The sequence below is a fragment of the Brevibacillus massiliensis genome, from assembly GCF_000311785.1.
Classification (GTDB): domain Bacteria; phylum Bacillota; class Bacilli; order Brevibacillales; family Brevibacillaceae; genus Brevibacillus_C; species Brevibacillus_C massiliensis.
In genome coordinates this window covers 17,527-42,336 of the sequence record NZ_HE978548.1, presented here as the reverse complement: position 1 = coordinate 42,336, position 24,810 = coordinate 17,527, and the positions used below count along the sequence as shown (strand labels likewise).

26 protein-coding genes and 1 riboswitch are annotated in these 24,810 nt (G+C 51.5%); of the genes, 2 read left to right on the top strand and 24 right to left on the bottom strand.

Going from position 1 to position 24,810, the window contains the following annotated elements:
• Positions 1-4: 4 nt before the first annotated feature.
• The 10 genes from HGBM_RS22035 to HGBM_RS21990 all read right to left on the bottom strand — a co-directional run bounded on the left by HGBM_RS22035 (position 5) and on the right by HGBM_RS21990 (position 7,080).
• Positions 5-1,081 carry a flagellin N-terminal helical domain-containing protein gene (locus HGBM_RS22035; protein ID WP_019123258.1) on the bottom strand — a complete coding sequence of 359 codons (1,077 nt, stop codon included), beginning with the start codon at positions 1,079-1,081 and terminating at the stop codon, positions 5-7.
• Positions 1,082-1,254: 173 nt separating this feature from the next.
• On the bottom strand, positions 1,255-1,497 hold the full coding sequence (csrA, locus tag HGBM_RS22030; protein ID WP_019123257.1) for a carbon storage regulator CsrA: 243 nt from the start codon (positions 1,495-1,497) through the stop codon (positions 1,255-1,257).
• 8 nt (positions 1,498-1,505) lie between these two features.
• On the bottom strand, positions 1,506-1,925 hold the full coding sequence (gene fliW, locus HGBM_RS22025) for a flagellar assembly protein FliW (protein WP_019123256.1): 420 nt from the start codon (positions 1,923-1,925) through the stop codon (positions 1,506-1,508).
• 28 nt (positions 1,926-1,953) lie between these two features.
• Positions 1,954-2,526 (bottom strand): DUF6470 family protein, encoded by a 573-nt coding sequence (locus tag HGBM_RS22020; protein WP_019123255.1) that lies wholly within the window; start codon positions 2,524-2,526, stop codon positions 1,954-1,956.
• 20 nt (positions 2,527-2,546) lie between these two features.
• Positions 2,547-3,437: a flagellar hook-associated protein FlgL gene (gene flgL, locus HGBM_RS22015; protein ID WP_019123254.1), complete on the bottom strand. Its 891-nt coding sequence runs from the start codon at positions 3,435-3,437 to the stop codon at positions 2,547-2,549.
• Between the two features lie 24 nt (positions 3,438-3,461).
• Positions 3,462-4,997 (bottom strand): flagellar hook-associated protein FlgK, encoded by a 1,536-nt coding sequence (flgK, locus tag HGBM_RS22010; RefSeq protein WP_019123253.1) that lies wholly within the window; start codon positions 4,995-4,997, stop codon positions 3,462-3,464.
• A 15-nt stretch (positions 4,998-5,012) separates the two neighbouring features.
• Complete coding sequence (locus HGBM_RS22005; RefSeq protein WP_019123252.1) at positions 5,013-5,513, bottom strand: flagellar protein FlgN; 501 nt, start codon at positions 5,511-5,513, stop codon at positions 5,013-5,015.
• Positions 5,513-5,803 (bottom strand): flagellar biosynthesis anti-sigma factor FlgM, encoded by a 291-nt coding sequence (flgM, locus tag HGBM_RS22000; protein ID WP_019123251.1) that lies wholly within the window; start codon positions 5,801-5,803, stop codon positions 5,513-5,515. The genes HGBM_RS22005 and flgM overlap by 1 nt, the downstream gene beginning before the upstream one ends.
• An 81-nt stretch (positions 5,804-5,884) precedes the next feature.
• Positions 5,885-6,313 carry a TIGR03826 family flagellar region protein gene (locus tag HGBM_RS21995; protein WP_026074597.1) on the bottom strand — a complete coding sequence of 143 codons (429 nt, stop codon included), beginning with the start codon at positions 6,311-6,313 and terminating at the stop codon, positions 5,885-5,887.
• A gap of 89 nt (positions 6,314-6,402) precedes the next feature.
• Positions 6,403-7,080, bottom strand: coding sequence for a L,D-transpeptidase family protein (locus HGBM_RS21990; RefSeq protein ID WP_019123249.1), 678 nt, complete (start codon positions 7,078-7,080; stop codon positions 6,403-6,405).
• A gap of 154 nt (positions 7,081-7,234) precedes the next feature.
• Here HGBM_RS21990 and HGBM_RS28270 point away from each other — a divergent pair, with 154 nt between their 5' ends.
• Positions 7,235-8,308: a hypothetical protein gene (locus HGBM_RS28270; protein WP_019123248.1), complete on the top strand. Its 1,074-nt coding sequence runs from the start codon at positions 7,235-7,237 to the stop codon at positions 8,306-8,308.
• 25 nt (positions 8,309-8,333) lie between these two features.
• Here the strand turns inward: HGBM_RS28270 and HGBM_RS21975 are convergent, their stop codons facing one another.
• The 10 genes from HGBM_RS21975 to HGBM_RS21930 all read right to left on the bottom strand — a co-directional run bounded on the left by HGBM_RS21975 (position 8,334) and on the right by HGBM_RS21930 (position 19,364).
• The gene (locus HGBM_RS21975; protein WP_019123247.1) at positions 8,334-9,053 is read right to left on the bottom strand and encodes an AAA family ATPase; all 720 of its coding nucleotides are present in this window, start codon (positions 9,051-9,053) and stop codon (positions 8,334-8,336) included.
• 87 nt (positions 9,054-9,140) lie between these two features.
• Complete coding sequence (locus HGBM_RS21970; protein ID WP_147512959.1) at positions 9,141-9,893, bottom strand: ComF family protein; 753 nt, start codon at positions 9,891-9,893, stop codon at positions 9,141-9,143.
• A gap of 69 nt (positions 9,894-9,962) precedes the next feature.
• Positions 9,963-11,828, bottom strand: coding sequence for an ATP-dependent helicase ComFA (locus tag HGBM_RS28265; protein ID WP_019123245.1), 1,866 nt, complete (start codon positions 11,826-11,828; stop codon positions 9,963-9,965).
• Positions 11,829-12,131: 303 nt separating this feature from the next.
• Positions 12,132-12,500, bottom strand: a complete 369-nt coding sequence (locus tag HGBM_RS21960; protein WP_019123244.1) for a hypothetical protein — start codon at positions 12,498-12,500, stop codon at positions 12,132-12,134.
• 62 nt (positions 12,501-12,562) lie between these two features.
• Positions 12,563-13,270, bottom strand: a complete 708-nt coding sequence (locus HGBM_RS21955) for a response regulator (protein ID WP_019123243.1) — start codon at positions 13,268-13,270, stop codon at positions 12,563-12,565.
• A 16-nt stretch (positions 13,271-13,286) separates the two neighbouring features.
• On the bottom strand, positions 13,287-14,432 hold the full coding sequence (locus tag HGBM_RS21950) for a sensor histidine kinase (protein ID WP_019123242.1): 1,146 nt from the start codon (positions 14,430-14,432) through the stop codon (positions 13,287-13,289).
• A gap of 392 nt (positions 14,433-14,824) precedes the next feature.
• The gene (gene metK, locus HGBM_RS21945) at positions 14,825-16,030 is read right to left on the bottom strand and encodes a methionine adenosyltransferase (protein ID WP_173391407.1); all 1,206 of its coding nucleotides are present in this window, start codon (positions 16,028-16,030) and stop codon (positions 14,825-14,827) included.
• A 131-nt stretch (positions 16,031-16,161) separates the two neighbouring features.
• Positions 16,162-16,262: riboswitch (SAM riboswitch) on the bottom strand.
• A gap of 64 nt (positions 16,263-16,326) precedes the next feature.
• On the bottom strand, positions 16,327-16,815 hold the full coding sequence (locus tag HGBM_RS21940; protein ID WP_019123240.1) for a hypothetical protein: 489 nt from the start codon (positions 16,813-16,815) through the stop codon (positions 16,327-16,329).
• Between the two features lie 95 nt (positions 16,816-16,910).
• Positions 16,911-18,929 carry a S8 family peptidase gene (locus HGBM_RS28260; protein WP_019123239.1) on the bottom strand — a complete coding sequence of 673 codons (2,019 nt, stop codon included), beginning with the start codon at positions 18,927-18,929 and terminating at the stop codon, positions 16,911-16,913.
• 42 nt (positions 18,930-18,971) lie between these two features.
• Positions 18,972-19,364 (bottom strand): hypothetical protein, encoded by a 393-nt coding sequence (locus HGBM_RS21930; protein WP_154653336.1) that lies wholly within the window; start codon positions 19,362-19,364, stop codon positions 18,972-18,974.
• A 131-nt stretch (positions 19,365-19,495) separates the two neighbouring features.
• Between HGBM_RS21930 and HGBM_RS28255 the strand changes: the two genes are divergently transcribed.
• Entirely contained in the window at positions 19,496-20,941 is a 1,446-nt protein-coding gene (locus tag HGBM_RS28255) for a S8 family peptidase (protein ID WP_019123237.1), read from the top strand.
• A 54-nt stretch (positions 20,942-20,995) separates the two neighbouring features.
• Here HGBM_RS28255 and HGBM_RS21920 read toward each other — a convergent pair whose 3' ends face one another.
• The 4 genes from HGBM_RS21920 to HGBM_RS21905 form a co-directional block, all read right to left on the bottom strand.
• Complete coding sequence (locus HGBM_RS21920) at positions 20,996-21,670, bottom strand: Ig-like domain-containing domain (RefSeq protein WP_147512958.1); 675 nt, start codon at positions 21,668-21,670, stop codon at positions 20,996-20,998.
• Positions 21,671-21,698: 28 nt separating this feature from the next.
• Positions 21,699-22,679: an SLAP domain-containing protein gene (locus tag HGBM_RS21915; RefSeq protein WP_019123235.1), complete on the bottom strand. Its 981-nt coding sequence runs from the start codon at positions 22,677-22,679 to the stop codon at positions 21,699-21,701.
• Between the two features lie 29 nt (positions 22,680-22,708).
• Entirely contained in the window at positions 22,709-23,674 is a 966-nt protein-coding gene (locus HGBM_RS21910) for an SLAP domain-containing protein (RefSeq protein ID WP_019123234.1), read from the bottom strand.
• Between the two features lie 101 nt (positions 23,675-23,775).
• The gene (locus tag HGBM_RS21905) at positions 23,776-24,732 is read right to left on the bottom strand and encodes an accessory Sec system S-layer assembly protein (RefSeq protein ID WP_019123233.1); all 957 of its coding nucleotides are present in this window, start codon (positions 24,730-24,732) and stop codon (positions 23,776-23,778) included.
• Positions 24,733-24,810: the final 78 nt, after the last annotated feature.

The window sequence follows — 24,810 nt, the reverse complement described above, 5'->3', positions numbered from 1 at the left end:
TTGATTAACGGAGCAACTGCAGAACGCCTTGCGGCAGTTGGTTCGCTTGAGCCAACATTGCTTGGGAAGCCTGAACGAGGATGTTGTTCTTGGTGAACTCCATTTGTTCCTTCGCCATGTCTACATCGCGGATACGGGATTCAGCAGCAGACAGGTTTTCGGAAGTGATGTTCAGGTTGTTAATGGTGTTTTCCAAACGGTTTTGGTTAGCACCAAGGTAAGAACGGGCAGCACTCACCTGGTTGATCACGTTCTCAATTTCACTGAGAACTGTTCGAGCGCCGGATTGTGAAGCGATATTCCAACCGCTAACTTTGGAAGCTACATCGTTAAGAGCAATCTTCTGGAGATCTAAAGATAACGTTTGACCTGCTTCTTGGCCAATTTGAAGATCCAGTTTATCTGGTGTTTTTGCTTTTATAGTAACAGTTATTGTTGTACCAGATGTAACACCAGATGGGACGGATCCAGAAGTTTTGAAAGAGATACCACTGATCGAAGCTCCGGATACTTGAGCAAAAGTACCATTACCAGAATCAACGTGCCATCCACTGGTAGCGTCAATATATTTTAATGTAATAGTTTTATCAGCAGTTCCGCTATAGGTACCACTAAGGACTACATTTGTTCCAGCAGCAATTGAACCACTGTATACTCCATCTGCTTTATCCAACAATTTAATTCCGTTGAACTTGGTTTTATCTTTAATGTTGTTAATCTCTTTGGACAGCTCAGTTACTTCTTCCTGCAGACGAGCACGGTCAGCATTATCGTCATACGTACCGTTCGCGGACTGAGTAGCCAATTCTTTAATCCGAACCAGCATGTCGTTTACAGTTTGCAGGGAACCCTCAGCCGTTTGGATCAGGGAGATACCGTCTTGGGAGTTGCGAGCTGCTTGGTTCATACCGCGGATTTGCGCTCTCATACGCTCGGAGATGGAGAGGCCGGCAGCGTCGTCAGCAGCGCGGTTGATGCGGTAGCCGGAAGAGAGTTTCTCTACGTTTTTGCTCAGGTTTCCGGCGTTTACGCCCATTTGACGGTGCGTGTTCAACGCGGAAATATTGTGGTTGATAATCATGATTTTTCCTCCTTGATTGTGACAGTCACGTCCCTGTGACTGCTTTTTGCATTTTGGGACTCACAATCCAATCGCGCGCTTGGATTTACGAATCCTTACATTCTATTTATCGGAGAGGCCGCTTAAATCTTTTAGGACTATTTACACATTTGCCGATAAAAAATCTGATGAAATTATTCTTCATCAGACGGTTTCATGCCGATCCACTGTTTTAACGTCGACCAATCTGCTTTTGTTTGCGAAGCGAGCAGGTTTTCTTCCTGAATCGACAAGTAGATTTCTTTTCGATACACGTCTACTTCACGGGGCGCTTCAATGCCGATGCGGACTGAATCGCCTTCAATCCCAATCACTTTGATCTCGATATTATCTCCGACCATGATCGATTCATTTTTTTTGCGGGAAAGTACCAGCATCCGCTCACCTACTTACTTGCGGCCTGCCGCACGGGAAGGAGCGGTTGGCGTACATCATAAATTTCCTCGCGAAGGATCACTTGCTTGGCCATGCGATTCACCTGGTTTACGATGATCGGCGCTTTGAGATTTACTGTTATTTGCTGATTGGGGCGTGGTGTCACGATATTTAAAACGACAACAGGGGTCTCCTGCGAGATATGCAGTGACGCCTTGGCTTGCTCTTGAAGCTCAAATTCGTAATCGGCAAAAAAAGCGAACGGATCAACCACCCAAAATCCTACCTGCGGATCCTCAACTGACTCAAGAGAATAAAAAGGGCTGCCTTTTTCTTCTTGCAGCAGCCGAAAAAATTGCAAATGGGAAAAGCCGGGCAGGCCCTCCTCGAAAAACAGCTTGCCTACCTCTACGTACTGCGGATTGGCCACCTGCGACAACTCCTTTTTAAACGACAATTTATAAGGTTTGATTCACATGAAGCCCAACCACTTCAATATTCACCTTATTCCATTGGCGTACATACCCTTCTACTTTACCAGGGGTATACTGCAAAATGGGCGGACGAAGAATCGGATCCATCCTCATCCCGCGCCGCTCTATATTAATCTCCACTTTTCCCGCTTGGTAGCTGATATCGACTCCCTCGTCGCTGCCGGAAACAGGAATATCCGGGGGATTAGACTCCAATCCACGCTCGAATGCAATATCTGCGATTGCGTTGCCCCCCTGTTCAATCGCTGCCAAGCGATCGCCTTCAGAACCGGATTGTGCAATAGCCTCTAACCAGGATTGTACACCATGCTCAGCATTCGCGTCACTAAATTCCATTGACGTACGCAATCCAATATTATAACGAGCACGGCTCGAATCGATGGACAAGGTTCCTTGCGGCTGGCGAATTTCCAAAACGGCAGGTTCCTGGCGCAAATTCAGCTCCGCTTTCGGCTGTTCCATTTCCTGAACAGGTTTTTGGATATTCAATCCGAGCAACATGGGAGTCTGTTGAATCTGAATTCGTGGCAACTGCATTGTACTCTCCCCTTTGCCTGTTAACGGAGGAAATCAAGCAGCGTTGTTTGAATAATGCGAGCACCTGATCCCAGAGCAGCTCTGTGGATATTTTCTTGCGTCTTTAAATTCGTGATGACGGCTGCCATATCTGCATCTTCATTTTCCGACATCGCCTTGGTAATGTTTAATCCGGAACTTTCCAGACGTTCTGTGACCAGCTCCATACGGTTTACCCTGGCTCCAAGTGTAGCTCTTTGTTTTAACACATTATCCATATGCTGCGACACTTCGTCGAGGTGGCCGTCTGCCGAATTGCCATTGTGCAGGTCATTGATAATATTATCCATTAGCTTGAAGATAGTGTTCCCGTTTATCGATTTGTTAAAGATTTCTTGACCATTAACATTTATCGGGATATAAATGCCTTGTCCTACCTCGACAGTGAATTCTGAGAAATTGGTGCTTGTATAGTCGCCGGCGTTTTTGTCATACGGGGCTTTTGTCGTATCTGTTCCGGCAAAGATATATCTTCCGTTGACCGTTTGGTTGGCGATCTCCCCAAGCTGATTTTTCAGCTCGATCACTTCGCTTTCCATCGCCTGACGATCAGACGGTGACATTGTATCACTGGCAGATTGGAGGACCAGCTCATTGAGCCGGTGAAGAACGTTGCCGACCTCGTTCATTGCCGTATCTGCTGTGTCAAGCCACGTTTGTGCCTGACTCGCATTGCGAAGATACTGGTCGTTTTTGTTCAACTGAGTCCGGTAAGACATCCCCATGACCGCCACCACAGGGTCTTGGGAGGGACGTGAGATTTTTTTCCCTGAAGACAACTGTTCGTTATACCGATCCAACTGCCCCATCGAATTATAGTAATTTCGCATCATCGTGCTATTCATCATATTTTGCGTTACGCGGATTGCCACGGTTTAGCCCTCCTCCAACTACGTTTAGAGTCCAACACGGCCCATTCCATTGATCACCTTATCCAGCACCTCATCCATCGAGGTCATCACGCGAGCGGAGGCGCTGTATGCATGCTGGTATTTGATTAACTCCGACATCTCTTCATCGATGGAAACACCGGAGACAGATTGGCGTTGATTATCTACCATCGACACGATATCCTCGGAGTTTTTATATTTGCGCAGCCCTTCCTGACGGTCAATCCCGAGCTGCCCTACCATGTAACGGTAAAAGTCATCCAATGTCGAGGTTTCCTTAAAATCGTTTGCTCCCGTACCTGGGGAGATCAGCTTCTGTTTGATTGCCGCTAAATCCAATGCGTTCTTGTTATTCCCCTCTACTACCTGGCCGTTTGCCTCCGGCTTGGCAGCCGCGATCGCATCCAGACTGGCCATAATAGCCGGATTAAGCGTCAGACGCTTGGCCCCTTTCGGATACTCCTTCGTATTCGCATCAGCAGCCAGCTCGTCCTTATCCACGAAGAACGGCAGATCGGAGGGTTGTGTAGAGCCGTTCTTAATGTCGGTGATGTTGATCCCCTGACGGTGTACGTCGTTGATCTCTTTCGCTAAATTGATCGCCAATGTATCCAGTTTTTGCATCAAGTCTGGGATTGCTCCACTCAGGGTCAGGGTGCCGTCCGGATTGGTTACCGTCCGCCCGCGCATATCCATAATGGCGGCTAATCGTCCATTCACCGGATTAAACGGAGCCCCGCCTAGTGTGACATCCAAAAATCCCGTTTGCGGATTTCTTGAAGTGGCTAGTTGAGCCGCATTTCGGCCGTTTACAAGCTCTTGCCCTTCCATCAAAACATTTACCATGCCATTTTCGCCCTGCGTTACGCGGACATCCGTCAGTTTCGACAGCTTATCGATTAACAAGTCCCGCTGGTCATACAAGTCATTCGGTTGATAGCCGTGCGGCACCACATCGGCTATCTGCTTGTTTAAAGTAGCGATTTGAGAGGCAAGAGAATTGATGTTATTGACAGTGACGTTCACTTCATTGTCCAAATCGGTCTGCATGGTTTCCAGTTGTGAATAAACGGAGGCAAACGTATCGGCAACAGCAATGGCCCGCTCCCTTAAAACCGCACGAGCCGATGAACTCGTCGGGTCATCAGCCAAGTCTTGAAATGCCTTCCACATTTCGTCCATGACGCTTTGGAGACCTGTATCGGATGGTTCCTTGAAAACCTCTTCTATCTTCCCCAACACATCGCTTTGCTTTTCCCAGTATCCGTAAAATTTGTTCTGGTTGCGAAATTGGACGTCCAAAAAGTCCTCCCGCAAACGCTGCAAATCAGAAATCTGCACCCCCGTCCCGAGCAACCCCGGAGCCCGGTCAGCGTTCATGCCCGGCGCAGGAATCCCCTTGGTCGCCTCCATGTTGGGGCGCTGGCGGGTATAGCCTTCCGTATTGGCGTTGGAGATGTTGTGCCCCGTTATATTGAGTCCGTACTGCTGAGCGAAAATCCCGCGCTTGCTTACTTCTATTCCGTGAAATGTTGAAGGCATGTTTGATGCACCTCTTTACGCTTTTGTATTGAGAAAGGAACGGCTGGCATACGAATGGTGAGAGTGGGTTGACGGGTTCCTGTAGACGAAATCCTCTTCCGGAGAATCTGTCAGCAGCTCGAGATTGGCATTGACAAACGAGAGGGATTGCCCCAGCAACTGCTGATTTAGTTCATTTGCCTCCCGCAGTTCGGATACAATCCCTAGTAATTGCTCGCGAATGATTTTGAGCCGTTTCTTTTCTTCTGCACTGGTGAGTGTCTTCAACAGTCCGGCCAAGGTCCCCTCTGAACCAGGCAGCCCTTTCTCCTTCAAGAGTTCCTGGACAATCCCGATGCGGTTTTGTTCGGCCAGCGATACCGCCTTGATCAGCTTTTGCTCCCGGTGTGTAATCTCGACCAATGAATCGATCTCGCCTGCAAGCAGTGCCTGCTTTTTGTCGGCGGCCAAGGCAAGAAGGGATTTATGAAGATTCAGCAGATTCTCCAACACTTCATACAGCCCGTCCATCCTCATCAGTCTGACCTCCCGCTTTTCTTCCAAAAGGCCAAAAACTTCTCGGCGATTTTATCGCTAGGCACACGGTATGTCCCTTGTTGCACCTGCTGTTTTAGTTCAATTATTTTAGCCTCACGAACCGGGTCGGTTTCCTGCTCTTCACCATACTTAAGCAGTTCAATAGCCTCGTCGGATATCTTTACTTCATCCCTTCCCATTGGCTTTCTCGACATTTTTTCCGCCTGGCCTGGATTGGTTTTGTTGTAGGCTTGAATCATCCCTGCCGGATTTGTCTTGTCAATGCGCATACGTACACCCTCTTTATCAAACACCGATGAATACTCTTATAGTAGTATCATCGGCAATTTCATATGTTGACATTAGCATTTTCACGTTTCCCGTTTTCCTTGGGCTCTTCTCCAATAACTTACTGTTTTTTCCTGTTTGTGTTCCTCCAGCCGCTTGTCCAATTCCAACTGCTGCTCGAACTCCCTTCTCAAGCTCTTCGCACATGCTTCACACAGATTTCCGATTCGGATCATCCCACCACAGCTTTCACATGGATAACCCATATTGGGATTATCCCTGACCGAAATGCGCCCTTCCTTGATAAACCGGGTAATCTGTTTGACACTGACGCCTGTTGCTTCACTTAGCTGGTAAATATCTACGCCCCGGTTTTCCTTTTTCCGCAGGAATGTTGCACATGTTTCGTATTCTTTTTCGATTTGCTGATAGCATTTCTGGCAGACATCCCGAACTGTTTTGACAAACAAAGCCCCGCAGCGCGGACAGTTTTCCAGATTCCCGATCGACACGTAAATCCCCTCCATCACGTGAAACAAAGCCTCTTTTTACCTATATTATCGGATGAAAAAAGGAAAAAACACACTGAAAATACAGTGTGTTACTCAATAATTCCCAGATATTGCAGTTCATCAAAATCAACGTGCCCAGTTACCTTCAAACCAACCTCTTTTTGGAATTTCCTAACCGCTACTTCTGTCCAATAATCGTATCTTCCGTTTGCTTTCCCGGTATACAAGCCGGCAGCTTTCAGCCTATTCTGCACCATTTTTACCAGAGAACCGGTGCTGCCTGGAACAAGTATCCTGTACGTGACGGTTTCATGCCCCATAATGGGTCCGTCAATTACGACCGTTGAGCCCAAAGGAACGCGCTCGAACAGTTTCTCGACATCCCGGTTGCGCATGCGAATGCACCCGCCGCTGACATACCCCCCGATATATTCCGGCCTGTTGGTACCATGGATCCCGTAGATTCCCCAAGTTACATTCAGCCCCAGCCAGCGTGTTCCAAATCCGTCACCCCAATCCTTCGACTTTTGTATCACGCGAAAGGTCCCGATCGGGGTTGGAGTATCAATCTTCCCCGGGCCTATCCGGTACGAAGCGAGCACGCGATCCTGCTGATCCTTGAGATACAGCTTTCGTTGCCAGAGGTTGATGTGTATGTAGACCTTGTCCGCGTCTTTATCCTTATCCTTAGCCGAGGCGCAGTATCCTGTATCGCAAAAAATCAGGCCGCAGATGAGCACAAACATCATAAAGTGAATTTTTCTCATACGGATGCCTCACGTTGTGGTTATTTACAACCGTTAGTTTACATATCTTCTCCCTTCTTCATTCGAGGCAGCCATTTTTTTAAAAGATCAGTGTTTCAATAGGATCTTTGGTGCATACTACAGAAGTGCTCAGTGTCGAAAAGGGGTAGTTACCTTGAAAAAAACTGTCTTGTTATTCTTTCTCTTCCTGCTGCTTTGTTCTCCGGTACATGCGGCCGGGGACGTGCAGATCATTGTCGCAACGTCTCCCGCATCGCCTTTCTACTCTCATCTGTCCATCCAAGACAAGCACGGGTTGGCCGCATCCATCACACAAAGCCCAACCATTCCTTCTAAACAGCTGCCGGAGCTTCCTCGGGCGACCATCCGGATCGGCGAAAAAGAGTATGTGTATGATTCATTTTCGCGTATGTACGAAACAGGGCAGAAAAAACAGGTACTGCTGCCTGTCAAAGTGCAAACCGAGCTGGAAAAGCGGATATCCCAAGTGGAAAAGGCTCACTTTGGCGAGCCGCTCGATTGGGAAAGCGTCCGCAAGGCTTTTAAACGAATGGCTTACGCAGATGTGATCGACTTGGAAACAGGAGCTGCTTTCCGGGTACAACGGAGGGCAGGCAGCCGTCACGCAGATGTGCAGCCGTTAACAAAACAGGATACCAAAATCATGAAGCAAGTCTATCAGGGAAAATGGAGTTGGAAACGTCGAGCAGTCCTGGTGGCCATCGACGGAAAGAAATACGCGGCCTCAATGAACGGAATGCCGCACGGGGCTGGAGCAATTGCCGGGAACAACTTTCGGGGGCATTTTTGCATTCATTTCAAGGGCAGCACCCTGCACCGCCGCCGTTCCAACACTCCTGATCCGGGACACAGCCTGATGGTGTTAAAAGCTTCAGGGGCTTTGCGGCAGACGGTTATCCAAGCGGATCCCCAGCAGCTCGTTGACATCTTTTTAACATCCCTTCAAGAACAGGACAGGTCTACGCTGGACATGACAACGAATGGTTTCCCCCTGCCGTTTTCTTTTAATGATATGCATTCGGTAAAAAAGAGCGGCCTTTCGAATCAGACAGCCGGCCTGTTTACGGCAGTCGTTCCGGTCAACATCTCATATATATTAGGAAAAGATAAGAAAAACGGTGTTTGGGTATTTTTGCTCAATCGGTCGACACCTTTGGACCGTTGGAAAATCACGAGCTTAAAAATCGACAGCCCTTCTCGCCGGTGAGATGGGTTTCCCATATTTACGCTGCCTATTGCCTTTCTAATTTTTCCACCTTGCTTTCTACGTCCAACAGCCTGTTATTTATCAGTTCTATTTTGGTCTCGTGTGAGTCTGTTTTTTCCTTTACATGGCGCAGCATGCCCATGACGTCTTCTGTTTGGGCTTTTTCAATCCGCTGCAATGTTTTCTGCATATCGCCCAGGCAGAGGTTCATATTGTAAATGCTAAATTCCACTTTGTCGATTCGTTCATGAACCAAAGAAAATCCTTCGTTCATCCGATTTTCGATATGATCGATTCGGGCTTCCACCCCATCGATCCGCCGGTTTACGGCTTCGATCTGGGTCTCTACCCCATCAATCCGCCGATTCACGGCTTCGATCTGGGTCTCTACCCCATCAATCCGCCGATTCACGGCTTCGAAACCCGCTTCCATCCGAGTCTCCACTCCGTCAATCCGGCGGTTCATGGCTTCTATCTGAGTCTCCACTCCGTCAATCCGCCGATTCACGGCTTCGAAACCCGCTTCCATCCGAGTCTCCACTCCGTCAATCTGGCGGTTCACGGCTTCTATCTGAGTCTCCACTCCGTCAATCCGGCGGTTCACGGCTTCTATCTGAGTCTCCACCCCGTCAATTCGGCGGTTTACGGCTTCAAAACCCGCCTCCATCCGAGTCTCCATTCCTTCGATCCTACGGTTTACGGTTTCGAAACCTTCACGGATTACTTCTAACAGGTTGTTACTCATACGCTCCCTCCTTTGTCCACCCAACTTGATATGATTGTATCACGGCTGGAGAACCTTTTGATGTGCAAAGACAGCAGAATGACCCCTTCACCTGCATAACGTCAGGCTGTAGACCTCCACGTCAGCAAAGTCCGGAATAGCCTTGATAGCTGACGCGCACGAACGGACGGTTGCCCCCGTCGTAAATATGTCATCCAGCAGCAGGACCTTCGGGCGGTCCGTTTTCCTGCTCAGCCAGCCAGATCTGCGCAGACGAAACGACTGACTTGCTCCTTCCCCCGGGGCGAAGGCTTTCTGCATGCTGGCAAAGCGGGCAGTGCGACCTGATTGAATACTCAGTTTTTCCGTGTACTTGATCCGACGCAATAGAGGCAAAACAGGCAGTCCAACCATTCGCCCCAGCCCTTTTGCGATTAACTCCACCTGATTGAATCCCCGCTCGGCAAGCCGCTTATCATGCAGCGGAACGTAGGTGATCAACCGAAAAGAGATGCCGCTGTAGTACCGGTAATAGCAGCTTGCGGCAAGGACGGCAAAAAGCTCTGCAAGCCGTTCATCGCCGCGATACTTATACGCTGCGACCACCGCTTTCACCTGTTCGTCATAGCGGAGCGCGCTTCGATTCGCAGTCAGAGGATCCACTTCGGCCAGGAATGATCGGCAGTCCGTACAAAAAAGCAGAGGGTCATCTGATGAAGCCGCTGACATATTCCGTCCGCAGCGATGACAGATAGTCTCCCCAACGAAGGGAAGACCCGCAAGGCAGCCCACACATAGCGGCAGGCGGTTGAACAGGGAAAATACCTGCGGGTAATGCCGCGGCGATACAAGCCGATTCACGCAACGCCTGATGCCCTCCAGCCGCTCGTTGGCAGACAAGAATTGATGACACAAGAGGCATTCCCGCATTTACCTTTTTCTCCCGGCTTTTTGCTGTTTTCCGTCCGCAGCCCACCGCTTGTCGGCCAGACGATTCATCTGTTCAATCTGTCGTTTGGCCGCGTACAGAGCTTGTGTCCGATGGCTGGCCAGAAACAGTACAGTGCCGTCTGGCGCATCTGCCGAACGCCCTACCCGCCCGGCGATTTGTACCAGGGAAGCTTCATCAAATACCGAAGCATCCGCCCCCAGGATGATGACATCGCTGCGCGGAATGGTCACGCCCCGCTCTAAAATCGTCGTGGTCACAATCAACATGTTTTCCCGCCGGCGAAATCGTTGTACTTTTTCCTCCCTCCCCTGGTCTGCCGCGTGGACACCGGCCATTTTTTCGGCATAGGCTGGCAGCAGTCCCTGCAGGTAGTCGAGCACCGTATCTACATCTTCTACACGAGGCACGAAGACAAATACCTGCCTGTCCTGAGCCAACATATGCCCTGCAGCGGAGATCAACTCGGCCACCGGCCGCCCGGCGTTTACCTTTTCCATTAGCCGCGGAACCAGTTTGATCTCCGGCACCGGCAGGGGATGTCCGTGATAGCGCCGAGCCAAGAGTACGTGGGTAGCTGAGTGGGGCTTTAGCACTGCAGTGGAGCCGGTCAATTGCTTCCGCAGTCTCTCGGGAGGTGTTGCGCTGAGGTAAAGCAGCTTGCCCTCTTTGGCCACCGCGCGTGAAACGGCATCATGCAGCTGCTTGTTGTTGTGAAACGGAAAAGCATCGACCTCGTCCACCACCACCAGCGGAAAGCAGCGGTAAAAACGCATGACTTGATGGGTAGTAGCGATGATCAAATCTCCCTCCTCCCACTTTTCTTCACTTGAACCGTAGACGGAACGTACGGTTACAGAAGGAAAAGCAGCCTGCAGACGGGGAGCCAATTCCAACACCACATCCTTGCGCGGTGTCGCCAGCAAAACCCGTCCCCCCTTCCTCAGCACTCCATCAATTGCCGGAAACAAGAGCTCTGTCTTTCCCGCGCCGCATACCGCCCAAATGAGAAACGCCGCTTCCCCTCCAGTCTCTACGGCAAACTGCCCTGCACGCCGGGCTGCGTCTTCCTGTGCCGGCGTATATTCTCCCTCCCAGGCGAGCAAGGAGCCGGAGTCTTGACATCCCTTGCCCGTATTCTCCGCTTGTACACAGATAAAAGGTGTGCAGCATTTGCTCCTACCCATCGTCAAACAGGAGGAACAGTACACGCACGGCTGCCTGCAGCTGTGGCATTCCGTCCGCACCAGGTGGCTCCTGCTGCTGCAGCGCCAGCAAATAAAACGCAGGCGGCGTTGCCACCAATGTTTATGGATGTCCATTCCTACGCCTGGACGCCACTCGGTCTTGTTCATGAGAACTAACCATTGCAGCAGCCATATCATCGGAATCATGAAGCGGCCGCGTTTTTTCAACAGCCACTCCGCTTCTTCCTCAAGCAGGGAACGGCCGCTTAAAATGCTCGCCAACTGCTTTGCTTCTTCAGATACCCGCTCATGACCGGCTTCCGGGGGCAAGTTTTCTCGCTTGATCGGTTCTGCCCGGAATGTATAACGATAGCCTGCGTGCCCCTCTTTTACGTACAGCTTATTTGCCTCGCGCACATAAGAGGCGGCCAACCGCTGCATTTCCAACACAGATTTTGCGGTCAGGCGCCGTCTTTTGGCGAATGTGCCGATCTTTTCGCGCAAGGCGAAAGCCAGTGCGAGCGAAGGGCTTCTGCCGATAACGTACAGCCGCTGCCCATTGCGCTCCTGCCAGAACAGCTTGTCTATGTGAAAACAGGGAGTAATGTAGGCTCGCAGCGCATTTTCTTCTTCCTTCACATACAATAAATACTCCCGCATCCCGTCTCCTCCCATATCCTGGTCTCGCCTTCAGTTTGGAGAAAGACAGAGATGGGCACAAGAAAATTTCCGATCAAAAAAATGGATCTGTTATGAAATTTTTGCAGACAGGAAGGATTTGTGCAAAATGCCTAGAAGATAATTGGTGAATACTGGGAGGATGTGCAGCAATCCAGACAGAACCCTGCCGAACGACAAAATTACCGGGAAATCTGTCCAGGATGCGGATGCAACGTTACCGGGCGCAGGACCGTGTTGGACTGAGATTCGTGGATGAATACTAAAAAACCGAAGGAAGGAGAGCTACATGCTCTCCTGCTCGGTTGGTCTGCGAAGGTCGATCAAAATCGTATTGGTTTTATCCCGTTCACTTTCCTCAACGAGGTATTCGTAATTCCGTTCAAAGGTTGTGGCTATTTTCAGTGTATCGTCAGTGGAGCCAAAATCGACAAATGAAATCCTGATCGGCTGCCCGTATCGAATCGATGACCAAATCAGCCTGCGAATGACTCCTTCCAAGGAATGATCCGAGTTATACAGCAGAACCTTATAATGGGTAAGGGGCTCACTGGCGCGAACCAAAGACTCAAAGGATATACGCTCTAACAAGGCCACCAATAGAGAGGCGCAGCCATACGCCGCCAACAACCACACCAACAAACTTGTGATCACGGTCATCCCCTCCTATTCTCAGGGTATGCCGCAATGCTTGGCCAAGGTACGTTAATCTTTGATTACACTTTTACCCAGCCGTTTTTAATGCAAATGACCACTGCCTGCGTGCGGTCCTGCACGCCTAATTTCTGCAAAATACTGCTGACGTGGTTTTTTACAGTCTTTTCACTGATGTATAAAAACTCCCCGATCGCGCGGTTGCTCTTTCCTTCTGCCATAAGCTGCAACACTTCGCGCTCACGCCGCGTCAGTGATTCAATGACGCGGGCATCCAAGACAGGGGTATTTTCCATCGTCAGCGGACGGCCGACTGCTTCCTCTTGTATGCTCAAACGCCGAAACTCGTCGATTAACTTGCCTGTTACTTTCGGGTGTATGTATGACCCGCCGCGGGCGACAACGCGAACGGCTTCGACCAGATCCTCCGCTTCCATCTCTTTCAACAAATACCCGGATGCACCGGTGCGCAGCGTCCTGAACACGTACCCTTCGTCATCGTGGATAGACAGAATGATGATACGCGTTTGCGGGTTTGATTCGATGACGTTCTCGGCAGCCGATACGCCGTTTATATTCGGCATATTGATATCCAACAAAACGACATCCGGTTTGTGCTCTTCTACCAGATGAGTGGCCTCTTCGCCGTCGGAACCCTCTCCGACTACCTTAAAACCGCCCTCCATTTCCAGAATGCGCTTTACCCCTTCGCGAAACAATTTATGGTCATCTACCAATACAATACTTATCTCTTCCAATTGTTTCTGCATCCCTCTCCTGCCTCCTTTAGCTTTGCTGCATTTTGGCCTTCAGCGGAATTTGAAACATTACCTTGGTTCCTTTTAGCGGTGCCGAAGCAACCTCCATGGTACCGTTCAAAAGCTGCACTCTTTCCTTCATCCCCATCAGTCCGAAAGACTTATTGCGCCGCTCGATTACATCAAATCCGACGCCATTGTCTTTTACGACAAGAGATACGTTATCATGCTGCAATTCCAGTTTTACATGGACGACCTTTGCCTTTGCGTGTTTGGCCACGTTGTTGAGGCATTCCTGAACGAGACGGAACAGCGGTGTTTTAAACGCATCGTCGATGTCCTGTTCCCGCCCGAATACCACCAGTTCGGCGGTGGTGCCGGTACGTTCTTCGAAGGTTTGCACGTACTTTTGCAGTGTCGGGATCAATCCCAGATCATCCAACGCCATCGGGCGCAAATCAAAAATGATCCGGCGGACATCTGCCAAGCTGAGTCGAACCATCTCTTTCAATTCCTGAAGTTCCGCCAACGCCTGCAAGATCTGTTCATTTTTTAACATCTTCTCGGCTATGTCCATCCGCAAGGCTACGTTGGCCATCGATTGGGCTGGACCATCGTGAATCTCGCGGGCCACCCGCTTCCGTTCTTCCTCCTGCGCCTGAATAATCTGAAGCCCCATTTGTTGATGCTGTTTTGCTGTTTCCAGCGCTTCCCCTACCCTGCTAAAATCGCCGGTCAGGTAACCCAAGACAACGCCTATCTGTGTCATTAACTGTTCGGCTTTGGCAATGGTCGCTTCGAGATTTTGCAGCCGGCGCTCCAATTCATCGCGGCGCTGGCGCAGAGTCGCTTCCCGTTCCCGGCTGAGTGACAATTCAACTTGCAGATCGTTGGTTTCTTTATACACCTGGTGAATGTGCTCTTCGGTATAACTGTGAAAATTACGGCTCACCATCGCCAGCATAGCACGGGACTTGCGGTACTTCAGGTCAAGCGAATCGACCAGATCGACGACGGCGTACACCTCTTCGCGTATCTCTGCGATCTCGTTTTGAATGGCGCTCCTCTCACGCCGGGCGCTTTCCGCAATCTCAAAGATCTGCTCTTGGCTTGACTCGACCGTTTGAATTGTTTTTTTAATGACTCCATCCAGGAGGCTGATGTCTATATCCATTGGCTACCTCATCTTACCATGCTTTCTTTACCCAAATTTCGGGGAAGGTTAAACTGGATCTCTGCATTCCTGTCGATCAAAAATACTAGATCATTTTGCCTACCGTATTTTAGACGGTAAAACAGGGGAAAAAGGTTGCAAAAATTGTATAGTTTTTTCGATTTTCTCCGGTAACAAAAAATAACTTGTCCTAACTTAGGTTAACATAAAATCACAGGCTCGTGGATAATGGCATACGTGATTAACGGTATTTTTTCGACACAAACCTGAGAAATCCTTTAATACATTGGCATCCATCGGAGGATGGTTTTTCCATAACAGGAGAATTCCGCTCATCTAACAAAAATAACGCCTGGCATTTACCAGGCGTTTCCTCTCGTAGATCAAGATCATTATTTTGCCAGACCGGCAGCATCCTGTTTCAGTGCGTCTGCCTTGTCTGTACGCTCCCACGGTACGTTCAAGTCGTTGCGGCCAAAATGTCCGTAGGCAGCCGTCTGTTTGTAGATAGGACGGCGCAGGTCTAACTGCTTAATGATTCCGGCAGGGCGTAGATCGAAATGCTTGCGGATCAGCTTCACCAGTTCCTCTTCGGAGATTTTCCCTGTTCCAAACGTATCAACACTGATGGATACGGGCTGTGCTACCCCGATTGCGTAGGCAACCTGCACTTCGCATTTTTCAGCGAGACCGGCAGCTACGATGTTTTTCGCGACATAACGAGCCGCGTAGGCGCCGGAACGGTCCACTTTCGTCGGATCCTTCCCGGAAAAAGCACCGCCGCCGTGACGAGCATACCCGCCGTAGGTGTCGACGATGATCTTGCGGCCAGTCAAACCGGCATCGCCTTGTGGGCCGCCGATGACAAAACGGCCTGTCGGATTGATGAAGTACTTCGTCTCCTGATCAAGCAGATTAGCAGGCACTACCGGCTTGATTACATGTTCGGTCAGGTCTTTCTTGATTTGCTCCAAGCTTACTTCCGGCGCATGCTGGGTAGAGATGACGATCGTATCGATGCGGACCGGTTTATCCCCATCGTACTCGACGGTCACTTGTGTCTTCCCGTCCGGACGCAGATAAGACAGCGTGCCGTTCTTGCGCACTTCTGTCAGGCGGCGAGCCAGTTGGTGTGCCATGCTGATCGGAAGCGGCATTAACTCCGGCGTTTCATTGCAGGCAAAACCAAACATCAATCCCTGGTCACCTGCGCCAATCGCTTCGATTTCCTCATCGGTCATGCTGCCTTCGCGCGCTTCCAGGGCCTGATCGACACCGAGGGCAATATCGGCAGACTGTTCGCCGATCGCTGTAATCACGCCGCAAGTATCCGCGTCAAAGCCAAATTTTGCGCGATCATAGCCGATTTCCCGGATCGTATCGCGAACGAGCTTTTGGATATCCACATACGTATTCGTAGTAATCTCCCCAGCTACTAATACAAGACCTGTTGTAACAGAAGTTTCACACGCTACGCGTGCATTCGGATCCTTTGCCAGAATCGCGTCCAATACAGAGTCGGAAATCTGGTCACAAATCTTGTCCGGATGTCCTTCTGTAACGGATTCCGACGTAAACAGGCGACGCCCTTTTTGCAATGCCATGAGCCTTCCTCCTTTGTCTGCGTACAGATATAGTTTTGGTAGCCGAGTCGGGTTTCTATCACGACAAAAAATAAACCTTTTCCTGTATATGGAGGAAAAGGTGCTCTTTGTTTGCGTTCCCTAACCTCTTATCGGCCAGAATGGGTAACCACTCTGCTGGTTAGCACCGCGCTAGACGGTTGCCGGGTTTCATCGGGCCAGTCCCTCCACCTACTCTGGATAAGAGTATCCCTTTCGCCTAATAGAATAAACATTTTTCTTATACGTGTCAATCCATAAGTGCCTAGCTGTTATTTCAATTCGTATTTGCCGCGGACGATCACATAGGTTTTTGCTTTAGATCCCGGGACAAGCTGCAGCCCTCGCGAATCAGAACGGGGGATCAAAAGCAAGTGGTTATGCTCGACCGGGTCCCCTGCCCGCAGATCGGCACCCGCGGTAAGGTCTGTCAGGCCGTCTCCGTTTACCCCGGCGACCGAGAGCACATTTCCGGTCCGAACGATGAATTCGGTTCCTTCAAATCCGTACAGGATCTTGCCGGGCGGCAGTTCTACTACTTCCAAACCTGCGGCAGCAGTCCCTCCGCTGTTGGTCACCCCTCCCCCGACAGGTGCTGCTCCGCCGAGCGCTTCGCGGATTTTCTGATCGACATAGCTTTTCGTCACAACGGGATCGTCTGCAGAGCCAGGCGCCCCGGCTACATCCGCCCAAGCCTGGCTGGCAAAAATCATCCCGCCGATGATTATCCCCGCAGTTAAACTGGTACGTACACTTTTCATTGCTGAACTCCTCCCCAAAGGTCTTTCGAACGCCTCTTGCAACCGACGTTCCGCTTATCTGAATCCGAAACCTCTTTACATGTTACATGTCCGGGTCACTTGCCTGTCGGCTTGCGATCGACGGTCAATCGGTAGGTATCGTACTTAAACGGATTGGTGCTGGTCAGAATAATGTAGTAAGTACCCTTCTTCAATTTGAGCTGGGTGATATGCCCCCCCTTGGCGGCCTGTTCCGCCACATCGGGGACCGATATGATCGTCTTCAGCTTCTCGTCGTATAACACCATGTGCAATCCCCAGGGTACCGGAACTTGCGGTGCGTCAATCGTCACCAGTGAATCTGTCGCCACATCAAATTGGAACCAATCCTGATCGTTTTTAGACGGAAGCGTCCCGGTCATCAATGTACCGCTGCCCAGTTTGGCAGCCAGTTGAGGCGTATCGTTTGGTTCGTTGTAATCCCGCCGTTCCGGCAAATAGGAAAGATCGAACACGTATTCGCCGTTCACAGCGTTGTTCCAATAGTCGCTCACGCGGAAATAGTATTTGCCGGGTGAAACCTCCATGCTTACCCGCTCCGTCGGGTCGGCGGCAGTGCCATTGTCAAATTTTTGATCGGGCCGCCCCTGCTTCACTACATAGACGACGGGATCGATTCGCTTGGTGTCGACGGAAACCGTTATGTTTAATTTACCTTGTTCGCGTACGTAATAGGAAAACCAGTCCAAATCCCCCGGCTGGTCAAAATTCCCCACGATCGTGATGTGGTTGCCCGGCGGAAGCGGCCGTGCCGTTTTTTGGTCGTCGTTTGGCTCATACTTGTCCGGATTGATCATAAATTTGCTTTCGAATACGTATGAGAAAGTTCCGGCCCCGCTCCCCCGTTCCAATTTAAAGTAAAGTTTGCCGGCTCGCACCGGTACGGTCAGGGTCTTGCCTCCGCCTACATAATATGTGACGGGTGTATCGCCATTGCGATAAAAAGTAGCTGCAATGGCCGAGCCAGAACTTGGCGTTACTTTCGTGGTAAAAACCAACTTGCCGTCATAGGGGATATCCGAGTAAAACCAATCAATCGGATCACCGGAACTGAGCTGCCCGCGTACCTGGGACTCAATGGGAAAAGCCGCTGCCGTGGCCTGGGTGTTGTTCGGCTCGTTTATGTCGGCGGGCAGTTTTGTCTTCACGGCACGCCCGACATTCAACAGGCCATACCCGTACTTCTTGTCCCAGCCCTTCGGCCCAAGATCGGTAGCGGTATAATAGAGCAGCTGCCTGACTTCGAGCGGCGTCATCTTCGGGTTCCTGGCAAGTACCAAAGCGGCGGCTGCAGCCACCTGCGGAGCTGCCGCCGAGGTGCCGCTGATCGGACCGTATCCGCCGCCGACCCTCGTCGTGTAGATATTGGAGCCGGGCGCCACCAAATTGATCTCCGGACCGATATTGGACTGCGGCAAAAGGGTGTTTTTACGGTCCACCGCGCCTACCGCGATCACCGTCGGATAAGCAGCCGGATAACCGACGCGGCTGCCTTCATTCCCCGCGGCGGCCACCAGTACCACCCCTTTTGCTTCCGCGTTTTTGACCGCTTGCTCGAGCAAAGGGGAGTTGTACAGGTTGCTCACCGACATCAACACGACCTTTGCCCCCATCGCAACGGCCTGATTGATGCCTTTGGCCAACAGCTTCACATCAGCTCTCCCATTTTTATCCAGGACCTTTATCGGAATCACATGGGCATCCCACATCACGCCTGTGACACCTATCTTGTTGTTTCCCTTGGCCGCCAGGATGCCCATCACCTGTGTGCCGTGACCGTAATCGTCCTGCATCTGACGCTCCGGTTTCTCCAGATTGACTCCCGGCAGCAGGTTGGGAGCCAGATCGGGATGGTTCGTATCTACGCCGGAGTCCAGTACGGCTATCTTGATGTCGGTATTTCCTTTGACCGTGCTCCAGGCGTTATTGGCGCCAATCTGGGTCAGATAAGATTGATTCTTGTAATACGAATCATTCGGCTCAACAGCGGCCCATGCGACGGTCTGTCCCGACGCAAGTATGCAGATGCCAATCACCAAAGCTGCCACCCGTTGTACAGCCAAATATTTATTCATATTTACGCGTCCTTCCTTCCCTATGCCGGGAAAAGAGGTATCCTATCGGATGTACTCCACCTCCGGCGGCTCTTGTGTCGAGCCGCCGTCTATGATCAAGGTGCTCCCATCCGAAAAACGTGTGTATCGCGGCTGCAGTCGATCCGGACGTACCGGGTAAAGCGCCTGTTTGAGCCCCCCCGCGCCGACAATCTCCGTCAAGCTGGCCATCAGGCCGTCCTGGACGAAGTAGATTTGCGAAAAATCACGTTCATTGACCATCTTCAATGCCAGGTCCACGTGATCAATGTACTCGCCTATTGTTATGTATACGGCATTCCCGCCGCCCAGATAAAACCCGTCTTCTGCCGCAGCCGCCCCGGCGTAACCTGCCATACCGGCCAACATCAGCAACATGACGGCAAAACATGCAGTCAGCAATCGAAGTCGAGGCACCATAGAACATCCTTCCTTTTCCATACAGCCTCCATCAAGTCTATCATAAATCTATCACCTGTTAATAGGCAATGTGATCTGTTAAAATGAATCTGCCTGACTTTCTACCAATATTAGGAGGGACAACCCTTATGCCCCGACTCCATATCCGCAGGCTGACAGCCATTGTCATACTCTTTTTGCTCGCATCGCTATTCTGTCAGTCTGCATTTGGCCAAACCGTTGACTCTTCCCGGTCATTCGCGTCAAAGCTTGACCCTGACAAAGAATTAATCGTCGTCTGGAAAGAACCGCAGAAGGCAAAACGCTCGTCCGCTGCCATCGCTTCAGCCAGGGAAACGGCAATCGCGCCGCACATCAGCCTGCTGCGAACAGGTTCGACCGAGGAAGCGAAGCAAATGATGCAGCAATTGTCTGCAAACCCTGATGTTGACTTCGTCGAGCCCAATAAGAAAATCTACATCTCCGAGGCGAATCGCACAGCCATTCCTGACGACCCTTACTACCGCAAGCAGTGGTCGCTGCCTGTGATGCACGTTCCGGAAGCGTGGAATCTGCTGCAGCCCGCCCGCAAGAGTGTTGTCGTGGCCGTCATTGACACCGGCGTAGATCCATCCCATCCAGATCTGGCCGGCCGGATTATGGATGGAAAAGACTACGTCAGCCACAGCGAACTGCCGCTCGACCAAAACGGACATGGCACACATGTCGCCGGCATCATCGCAGCCCGGACGGACAACGGCATCGGTATCGCCGGACTGGCCGGGAAAACGGACGTCATGATCCTCCCCTTAAAAGTGCTGGATAAGGATGGAGTAGGCTCAGTGGCCAACGAAATTCAAGCCATCTACGACGCCGTTGAAATGGGGGCGGATGTGATCAATCTCAGCCTGGGAGACGACGAGCCTTCCCGCGCGGAGAGAGAAGCGATTCGTTACGCCAAAGACCATGATGTCATCGTGGTGGCAGCCGCAGGCAACCAAGCCGCAGCCGTCGAGTACCCTGCCGCTTACCCCGAGGCGATTGCCGTAGGAGCGAGCGATGCCAATGACCAGCCGGCCAGCTTTTCCAATTACGGAGACAAACTGGACGTACTCGCACCCGGTGTCCGAATCCTCAGCACCGTTCCGGATCAGGTCACTCCCGGCGGCTATGAGACGTTGAACGGCACCTCAATGGCCACACCGGCTGTCTCCGCATTGGCGGCCCTGCTAAAGTCACAGGCGCCTGAACGGTCAAGCGGCGAAATAGAGGAGATCATCAAGCAGTCCACCGTCGACATCGGTCCCCCCGGCTGGGACATCTACAGCGGATACGGACGGATTGACTTCGCCCTTGCCCTGCAAAACCTGCAAGATGGCCAAACGCCGACACCCAAACCAACCGCTTATACGATCACCAGGTTAAAAGACGACCCCGCCCTCTTCCACCAACTGCTTGCGACCTACAGCAGTGAAGAACTCCTGGTCCGGACCGCCGATGGCAGCCTGCACACATGGGCAGAGCTCTTGTCTGAGCCCGGGGTGATGGCCGGACTGCTCACAGACAGCGGCACCGTTATCGAAATCAACCAATAAAACCAAAAACTCCTCCGTCAGCCTGTTCCGTTGACAGAGGAGTTTTGTTTTTGGCTACTGATGAACAGTGCGAAACGGCAGGACCGTCGGTGTTCCCAAGCCAACCCCCTGCTCTGAACGAACTCCGCCAGATACCTTTAGAAAATACATCCGGCCCGGCGAGAAAGCAGCGACCGGAGCGATGCTTGCCACCTGCTTGTCGGCGGAAAGCGACACCTTTACATCGACTCTGCCGCCGTGATCATCTTCAATCCAGATGGTATCCGGCGAGACGCTCTCAGGGAGCATTGGCTGGGTAAAGCCGATCTCAAACGTTTTACCTAGCGGAACATCTCGCATCAAACTATACTTTTGCACATATCCCGCCAGCGACACCAGCGGACGGGACGCTGTAGTAAACTGCGTCAACGGAACGACATCCATGTACATCAGGCGATACGTCTGCCCCGCCTCCAGCGGTACATCGGCATCCACATAAAAGCTCGTCCCGCTTCCCCGGGTGATCCGTACACCGCTTACCTGTTTCCCGGCAGGATCCAAGAGCGAGACGTAATCGCGCAGCACGTCTTCCGGAAGGGCAGTATCCAGGGTCACCTCTATCGACACGTACGGACTGATATCAGCCGCTCCCCAGTCAGGTGTCACGCTGCGGATAAAACCGCCGCTGGCGGCGGCACTGACGAGAGGTCCTTGGATACCGCCGAAGAGTACGGCTATCAGTATCAGCAAAAAAATCCGCCCTGCCGCCTTCCTCATATTACTGAACCAACCCCGCAGATCCGCCTCCAAAATTACGCGGGTGATCAGGTTTTGCATCAGGGATGAACGCTGTGCATTCCTCCGGATTCACATCCGTTTTGGTCAGGGAATCTGCCGGCACGCAGAAGCCCCAGACCCGGCTGTCTTTGGCCGCCACATGGAGGTTTTTCAGTCCAAAGTGCGCACGGGCCACTTCTTCCCCCGACTTGTCACGAATAATGATCGGCACCTCAGTAAATTCAAGCGTTTTGTCCAAGCCGTTGCGGAACAAAACGACCACCTTCAAGCCGCCTTCCTCCGTAGGCTTGATGCCCAATACTTTCAACTCCACTTCACCGCTGGGAACTGCAGGCTGCTCCTTCGCGATTTTTTCATAGTGGGTCATCTCTTCGCTGGTCAAGCCGTCCTGCGGCGTATCCTTGCCGCCTGCCTTTCTCACAGGCGGTGCGTCGAATACCAAGGAGAGCGGCACCACTTGCTCGGGAACTTTCGTGAATTCTTCCCAGCGGAACACGAACTCGCAAGGGCGGCTGGAGTAATCGCCGATGCTGCCGAACGAAAGCATGTCAAAAGTCTTTTGCGCCACGACTTCTCCGTCAGGCGTTACCAGCGATAGCGGGAGTTGATTCAACAGGATGTCCTCCTCGCTGGCGTTGCGGATAAAGGTGAGCATCAGATAGCCATGAGGCAGCACACTGGTGAAGAACGGGATAATCCCGACCTCGTCGCGAACGATCGGCGGAAGCTCGTCGTGTATAAACTGCAGCAGCTCCTCCTCGATATCCTGCAGTTTGTCTTCCCACGGACCGTGCAGGGATAAAAACAGCTCAGACGGTTCAACCCGATTGGAAGAGAGCTCCGGGTTCTCGATACCCGACACGCCCAAGTACGTTTCTTTATGGGCGTGTTCGCGGATGTCTTCCCGCACCTGATCCAGGCTTTCTTTCGAACCAAACCAATTTTCCAATAACCAACTCATATACAAACCTCCTCGTTTGCACAAACACCTTACTTGCTATCCGGATCTGTTACGCGCAGCAGCCAGTTGCGATGCAGCTCGGCACCGGGCTTTTTCACCGTTTCAGCGGGGAAGACGACCATCCACGGACGGCTCGTTCCGGGCCGAACTTCGATGTTATGGGTCAGGATTTTCCCCTGGGCGATCACATTATTTTTACGGTCAGTGACTTTCACTTCCAGCGATTTTGGACGGTACGGGCGGCGGCGAGCATTGCGGATGAGAACCCCGACGACGAGGCGGCCATCTTTCGTCCACCCGATGTCGAATCCGTCAAACTCTACATGATCCGGACGCATAGCCGGCAGCCGGTTGACGATATCAAGCAGCTTCAGCTTCTGGAGTTCTGTCATGCGCTCTTCCATCTGCGGATCCAAATCCAGGTGCTTCGGCCAGACTGAAATCTGCTGCCCAAGATTCAGCTGTACCTTCCAACGGTCAAACGCCACCTGATCCATCAGGAAGGTCTCTTTCGGGAAAAAGACTTCCCACGGACGGCTGGTGAGCGGCGGAATGATCCCCAATTCTTTCAGATCGAACTGGTGGCGGGCAAACACCTCATCCCCGACCCGGATGGTCAAGCCGACATTGTTAAACTCCAGGGGACGCTTCAACCCATTGCGGAAGAACAGCGCAACCGTAACGCCTTCTTCACTCGGGATCAGGCTGAAACCTGCTACCCCCATCGTTCCCTCGACCATCTCAGGCAGTTCGGACTGCAAAAAACGAAGCGTATATTTTTTCTCCGAATCCAGCTGCTCCTCCCAACTCGGATGCAGCGACAGCTCTGTCCGCACCGTAGGATTCGCGCCTGGTGTGAACTGCACTTCTGACCCGTCAGGAGACACAGGAGGAGTGGAGACTTCGTAGTCCTCCTGGACATCGCGTTTTATTTCTTCAAGGGATTTCATTTCCTCTTGATCTTTATTCAGCCATTTCTTTAAAAAGGTAAACATGGTATCCTCCTTTTTGTTTAACCGCTTTGACGTTCATCCCATCTGTCCATTATACCATATGGTTTGGTTCATCAAGCCAGCAAAAACATGAAACCTTGGGCTCAGGCTCCAGCCCTCTGCGGCGCAGTCACCTTCCAGCGAGACAGGTCCGCGTCCTCTTTCACCACGCTCTCCGGCGGGAAGATAAACATCCACGGTTTGCTGGTTTCCGAATGGACCGTAAGCCCGGCCAGTTCAAACAATCCTTCCGCCACAACCTCGTCTGTAGCATCATGCAGACGAAGCGGCAGTTTTTCGAAGGAAAGGGATTGTCGGGAGCCATTGCGAATCAACAGCATGGCCCGCAGCGACCCATCCTGCGATTTGGACAATTGTACGCTTTGAATATTCACCTCTCCCGGCTTGAGCGGAGGAAGCCGCTTGGCCAGCTGGATCAGCGAATTTTTCTGGTCGTCGCTCAGCGCTTTGATCCACGATTCTTCCAATTCAAGCTTTTGCGGTAAAACCATTTTTTTCTCGGCCAGCTCGAAGGCAACCTTCCAGTTGGTCAACAGCACGCCTTTTTGCAAAAAGTGGTCGCGGTGGAAGACAAAGCTCCACGGTCTGGCGTGGAAAGCGGGAATCTCCCCGAGCTCTGACAGATCAAACTCCTGCCGGGTAAAGAGCTCGTTTTCCCCAAACAGAACCACCAGGTTCATCTTGCCCAATTGAATCGGCTGGGGCAATCCGTTGCGAATAAAAGCGGTCACTTCTGCTCCATCGTCATGGGGCGCCATGTGAATCCCTGCCAATCCGACGTGACCGACCTCGATCGGAGGCAGTTCGTTTGCCATAAAAGAAAGGGCGTATCTTTGCTTGTCGTCCAAAGCCGTTTGCCAGGACTCGTGAAGCGAGAGGGCAGTCGCCGCCGTCTTCTTGGAATCAGCTTCGGACGGCTGCTGCTGTTCGCTCGCTATGGGCGCCTCCGCGGCAGGCAATACAGACTCTTCTCTCGTCTGGGTATTCTCTTCTTTCGCAGCAGAATCTTTGTTTAGCCAATTTTTCACAAAAGATAACATCCGTTACTCTCCCTGTTCATCCGACATCTCTTCTTCTAGACCTGCATTAAGCATAGCATAACATAAACCGAATGCAAA

Excerpts from the sequence above, each read along its gene's own strand:
- HGBM_RS22005 (WP_019123252.1), bottom strand. The coding sequence starts at position 5,513 with ATGAGGATGGACGGGCTGTATGAAGTGTTGGAGAATCTGCTGAATCTT.
- flgK (WP_019123253.1), bottom strand. The coding sequence starts at position 4,997 with ATGCCTTCAACATTTCACGGAATAGAAGTAAGCAAGCGCGGGATTTTC.
- HGBM_RS21940 (WP_019123240.1), bottom strand. The coding sequence starts at position 16,815 with ATGAAAAGTGTACGTACCAGTTTAACTGCGGGGATAATCATCGGCGGG.
- HGBM_RS21990 (WP_019123249.1), bottom strand. The coding sequence starts at position 7,080 with ATGAGAAAAATTCACTTTATGATGTTTGTGCTCATCTGCGGCCTGATT.
- HGBM_RS21905 (WP_019123233.1), bottom strand. The coding sequence starts at position 24,732 with ATGTTATCTTTTGTGAAAAATTGGCTAAACAAAGATTCTGCTGCGAAA.
- HGBM_RS28260 (WP_019123239.1), bottom strand. The coding sequence starts at position 18,929 with ATGAATAAATATTTGGCTGTACAACGGGTGGCAGCTTTGGTGATTGGC.
- HGBM_RS21910 (WP_019123234.1), bottom strand. The coding sequence starts at position 23,674 with ATGTTTACCTTTTTAAAGAAATGGCTGAATAAAGATCAAGAGGAAATG.
- csrA (WP_019123257.1), bottom strand. The coding sequence starts at position 1,497 with ATGCTGGTACTTTCCCGCAAAAAAAATGAATCGATCATGGTCGGAGAT.
- HGBM_RS22035 (WP_019123258.1), bottom strand. The coding sequence starts at position 1,081 with ATGATTATCAACCACAATATTTCCGCGTTGAACACGCACCGTCAAATG.
- HGBM_RS28265 (WP_019123245.1), bottom strand. The coding sequence starts at position 11,828 with ATGCGGGAGTATTTATTGTATGTGAAGGAAGAAGAAAATGCGCTGCGA.
- HGBM_RS21955 (WP_019123243.1), bottom strand. The coding sequence starts at position 13,270 with ATGCAGAAACAATTGGAAGAGATAAGTATTGTATTGGTAGATGACCAT.
- HGBM_RS21975 (WP_019123247.1), bottom strand. The coding sequence starts at position 9,053 with ATGAGTAACAACCTGTTAGAAGTAATCCGTGAAGGTTTCGAAACCGTA.
- HGBM_RS21950 (WP_019123242.1), bottom strand. The coding sequence starts at position 14,432 with ATGGATATAGACATCAGCCTCCTGGATGGAGTCATTAAAAAAACAATT.
- HGBM_RS21915 (WP_019123235.1), bottom strand. The coding sequence starts at position 22,679 with ATGAGTTGGTTATTGGAAAATTGGTTTGGTTCGAAAGAAAGCCTGGAT.
- flgM (WP_019123251.1), bottom strand. The coding sequence starts at position 5,803 with ATGCGCATTGACAAGACAAATCCGGCAGGGATGATTCAAGCCTACAAC.
- HGBM_RS28255 (WP_019123237.1), top strand. The coding sequence starts at position 19,496 with ATGCCCCGACTCCATATCCGCAGGCTGACAGCCATTGTCATACTCTTT.
- HGBM_RS22020 (WP_019123255.1), bottom strand. The coding sequence starts at position 2,526 with ATGCAGTTGCCACGAATTCAGATTCAACAGACTCCCATGTTGCTCGGA.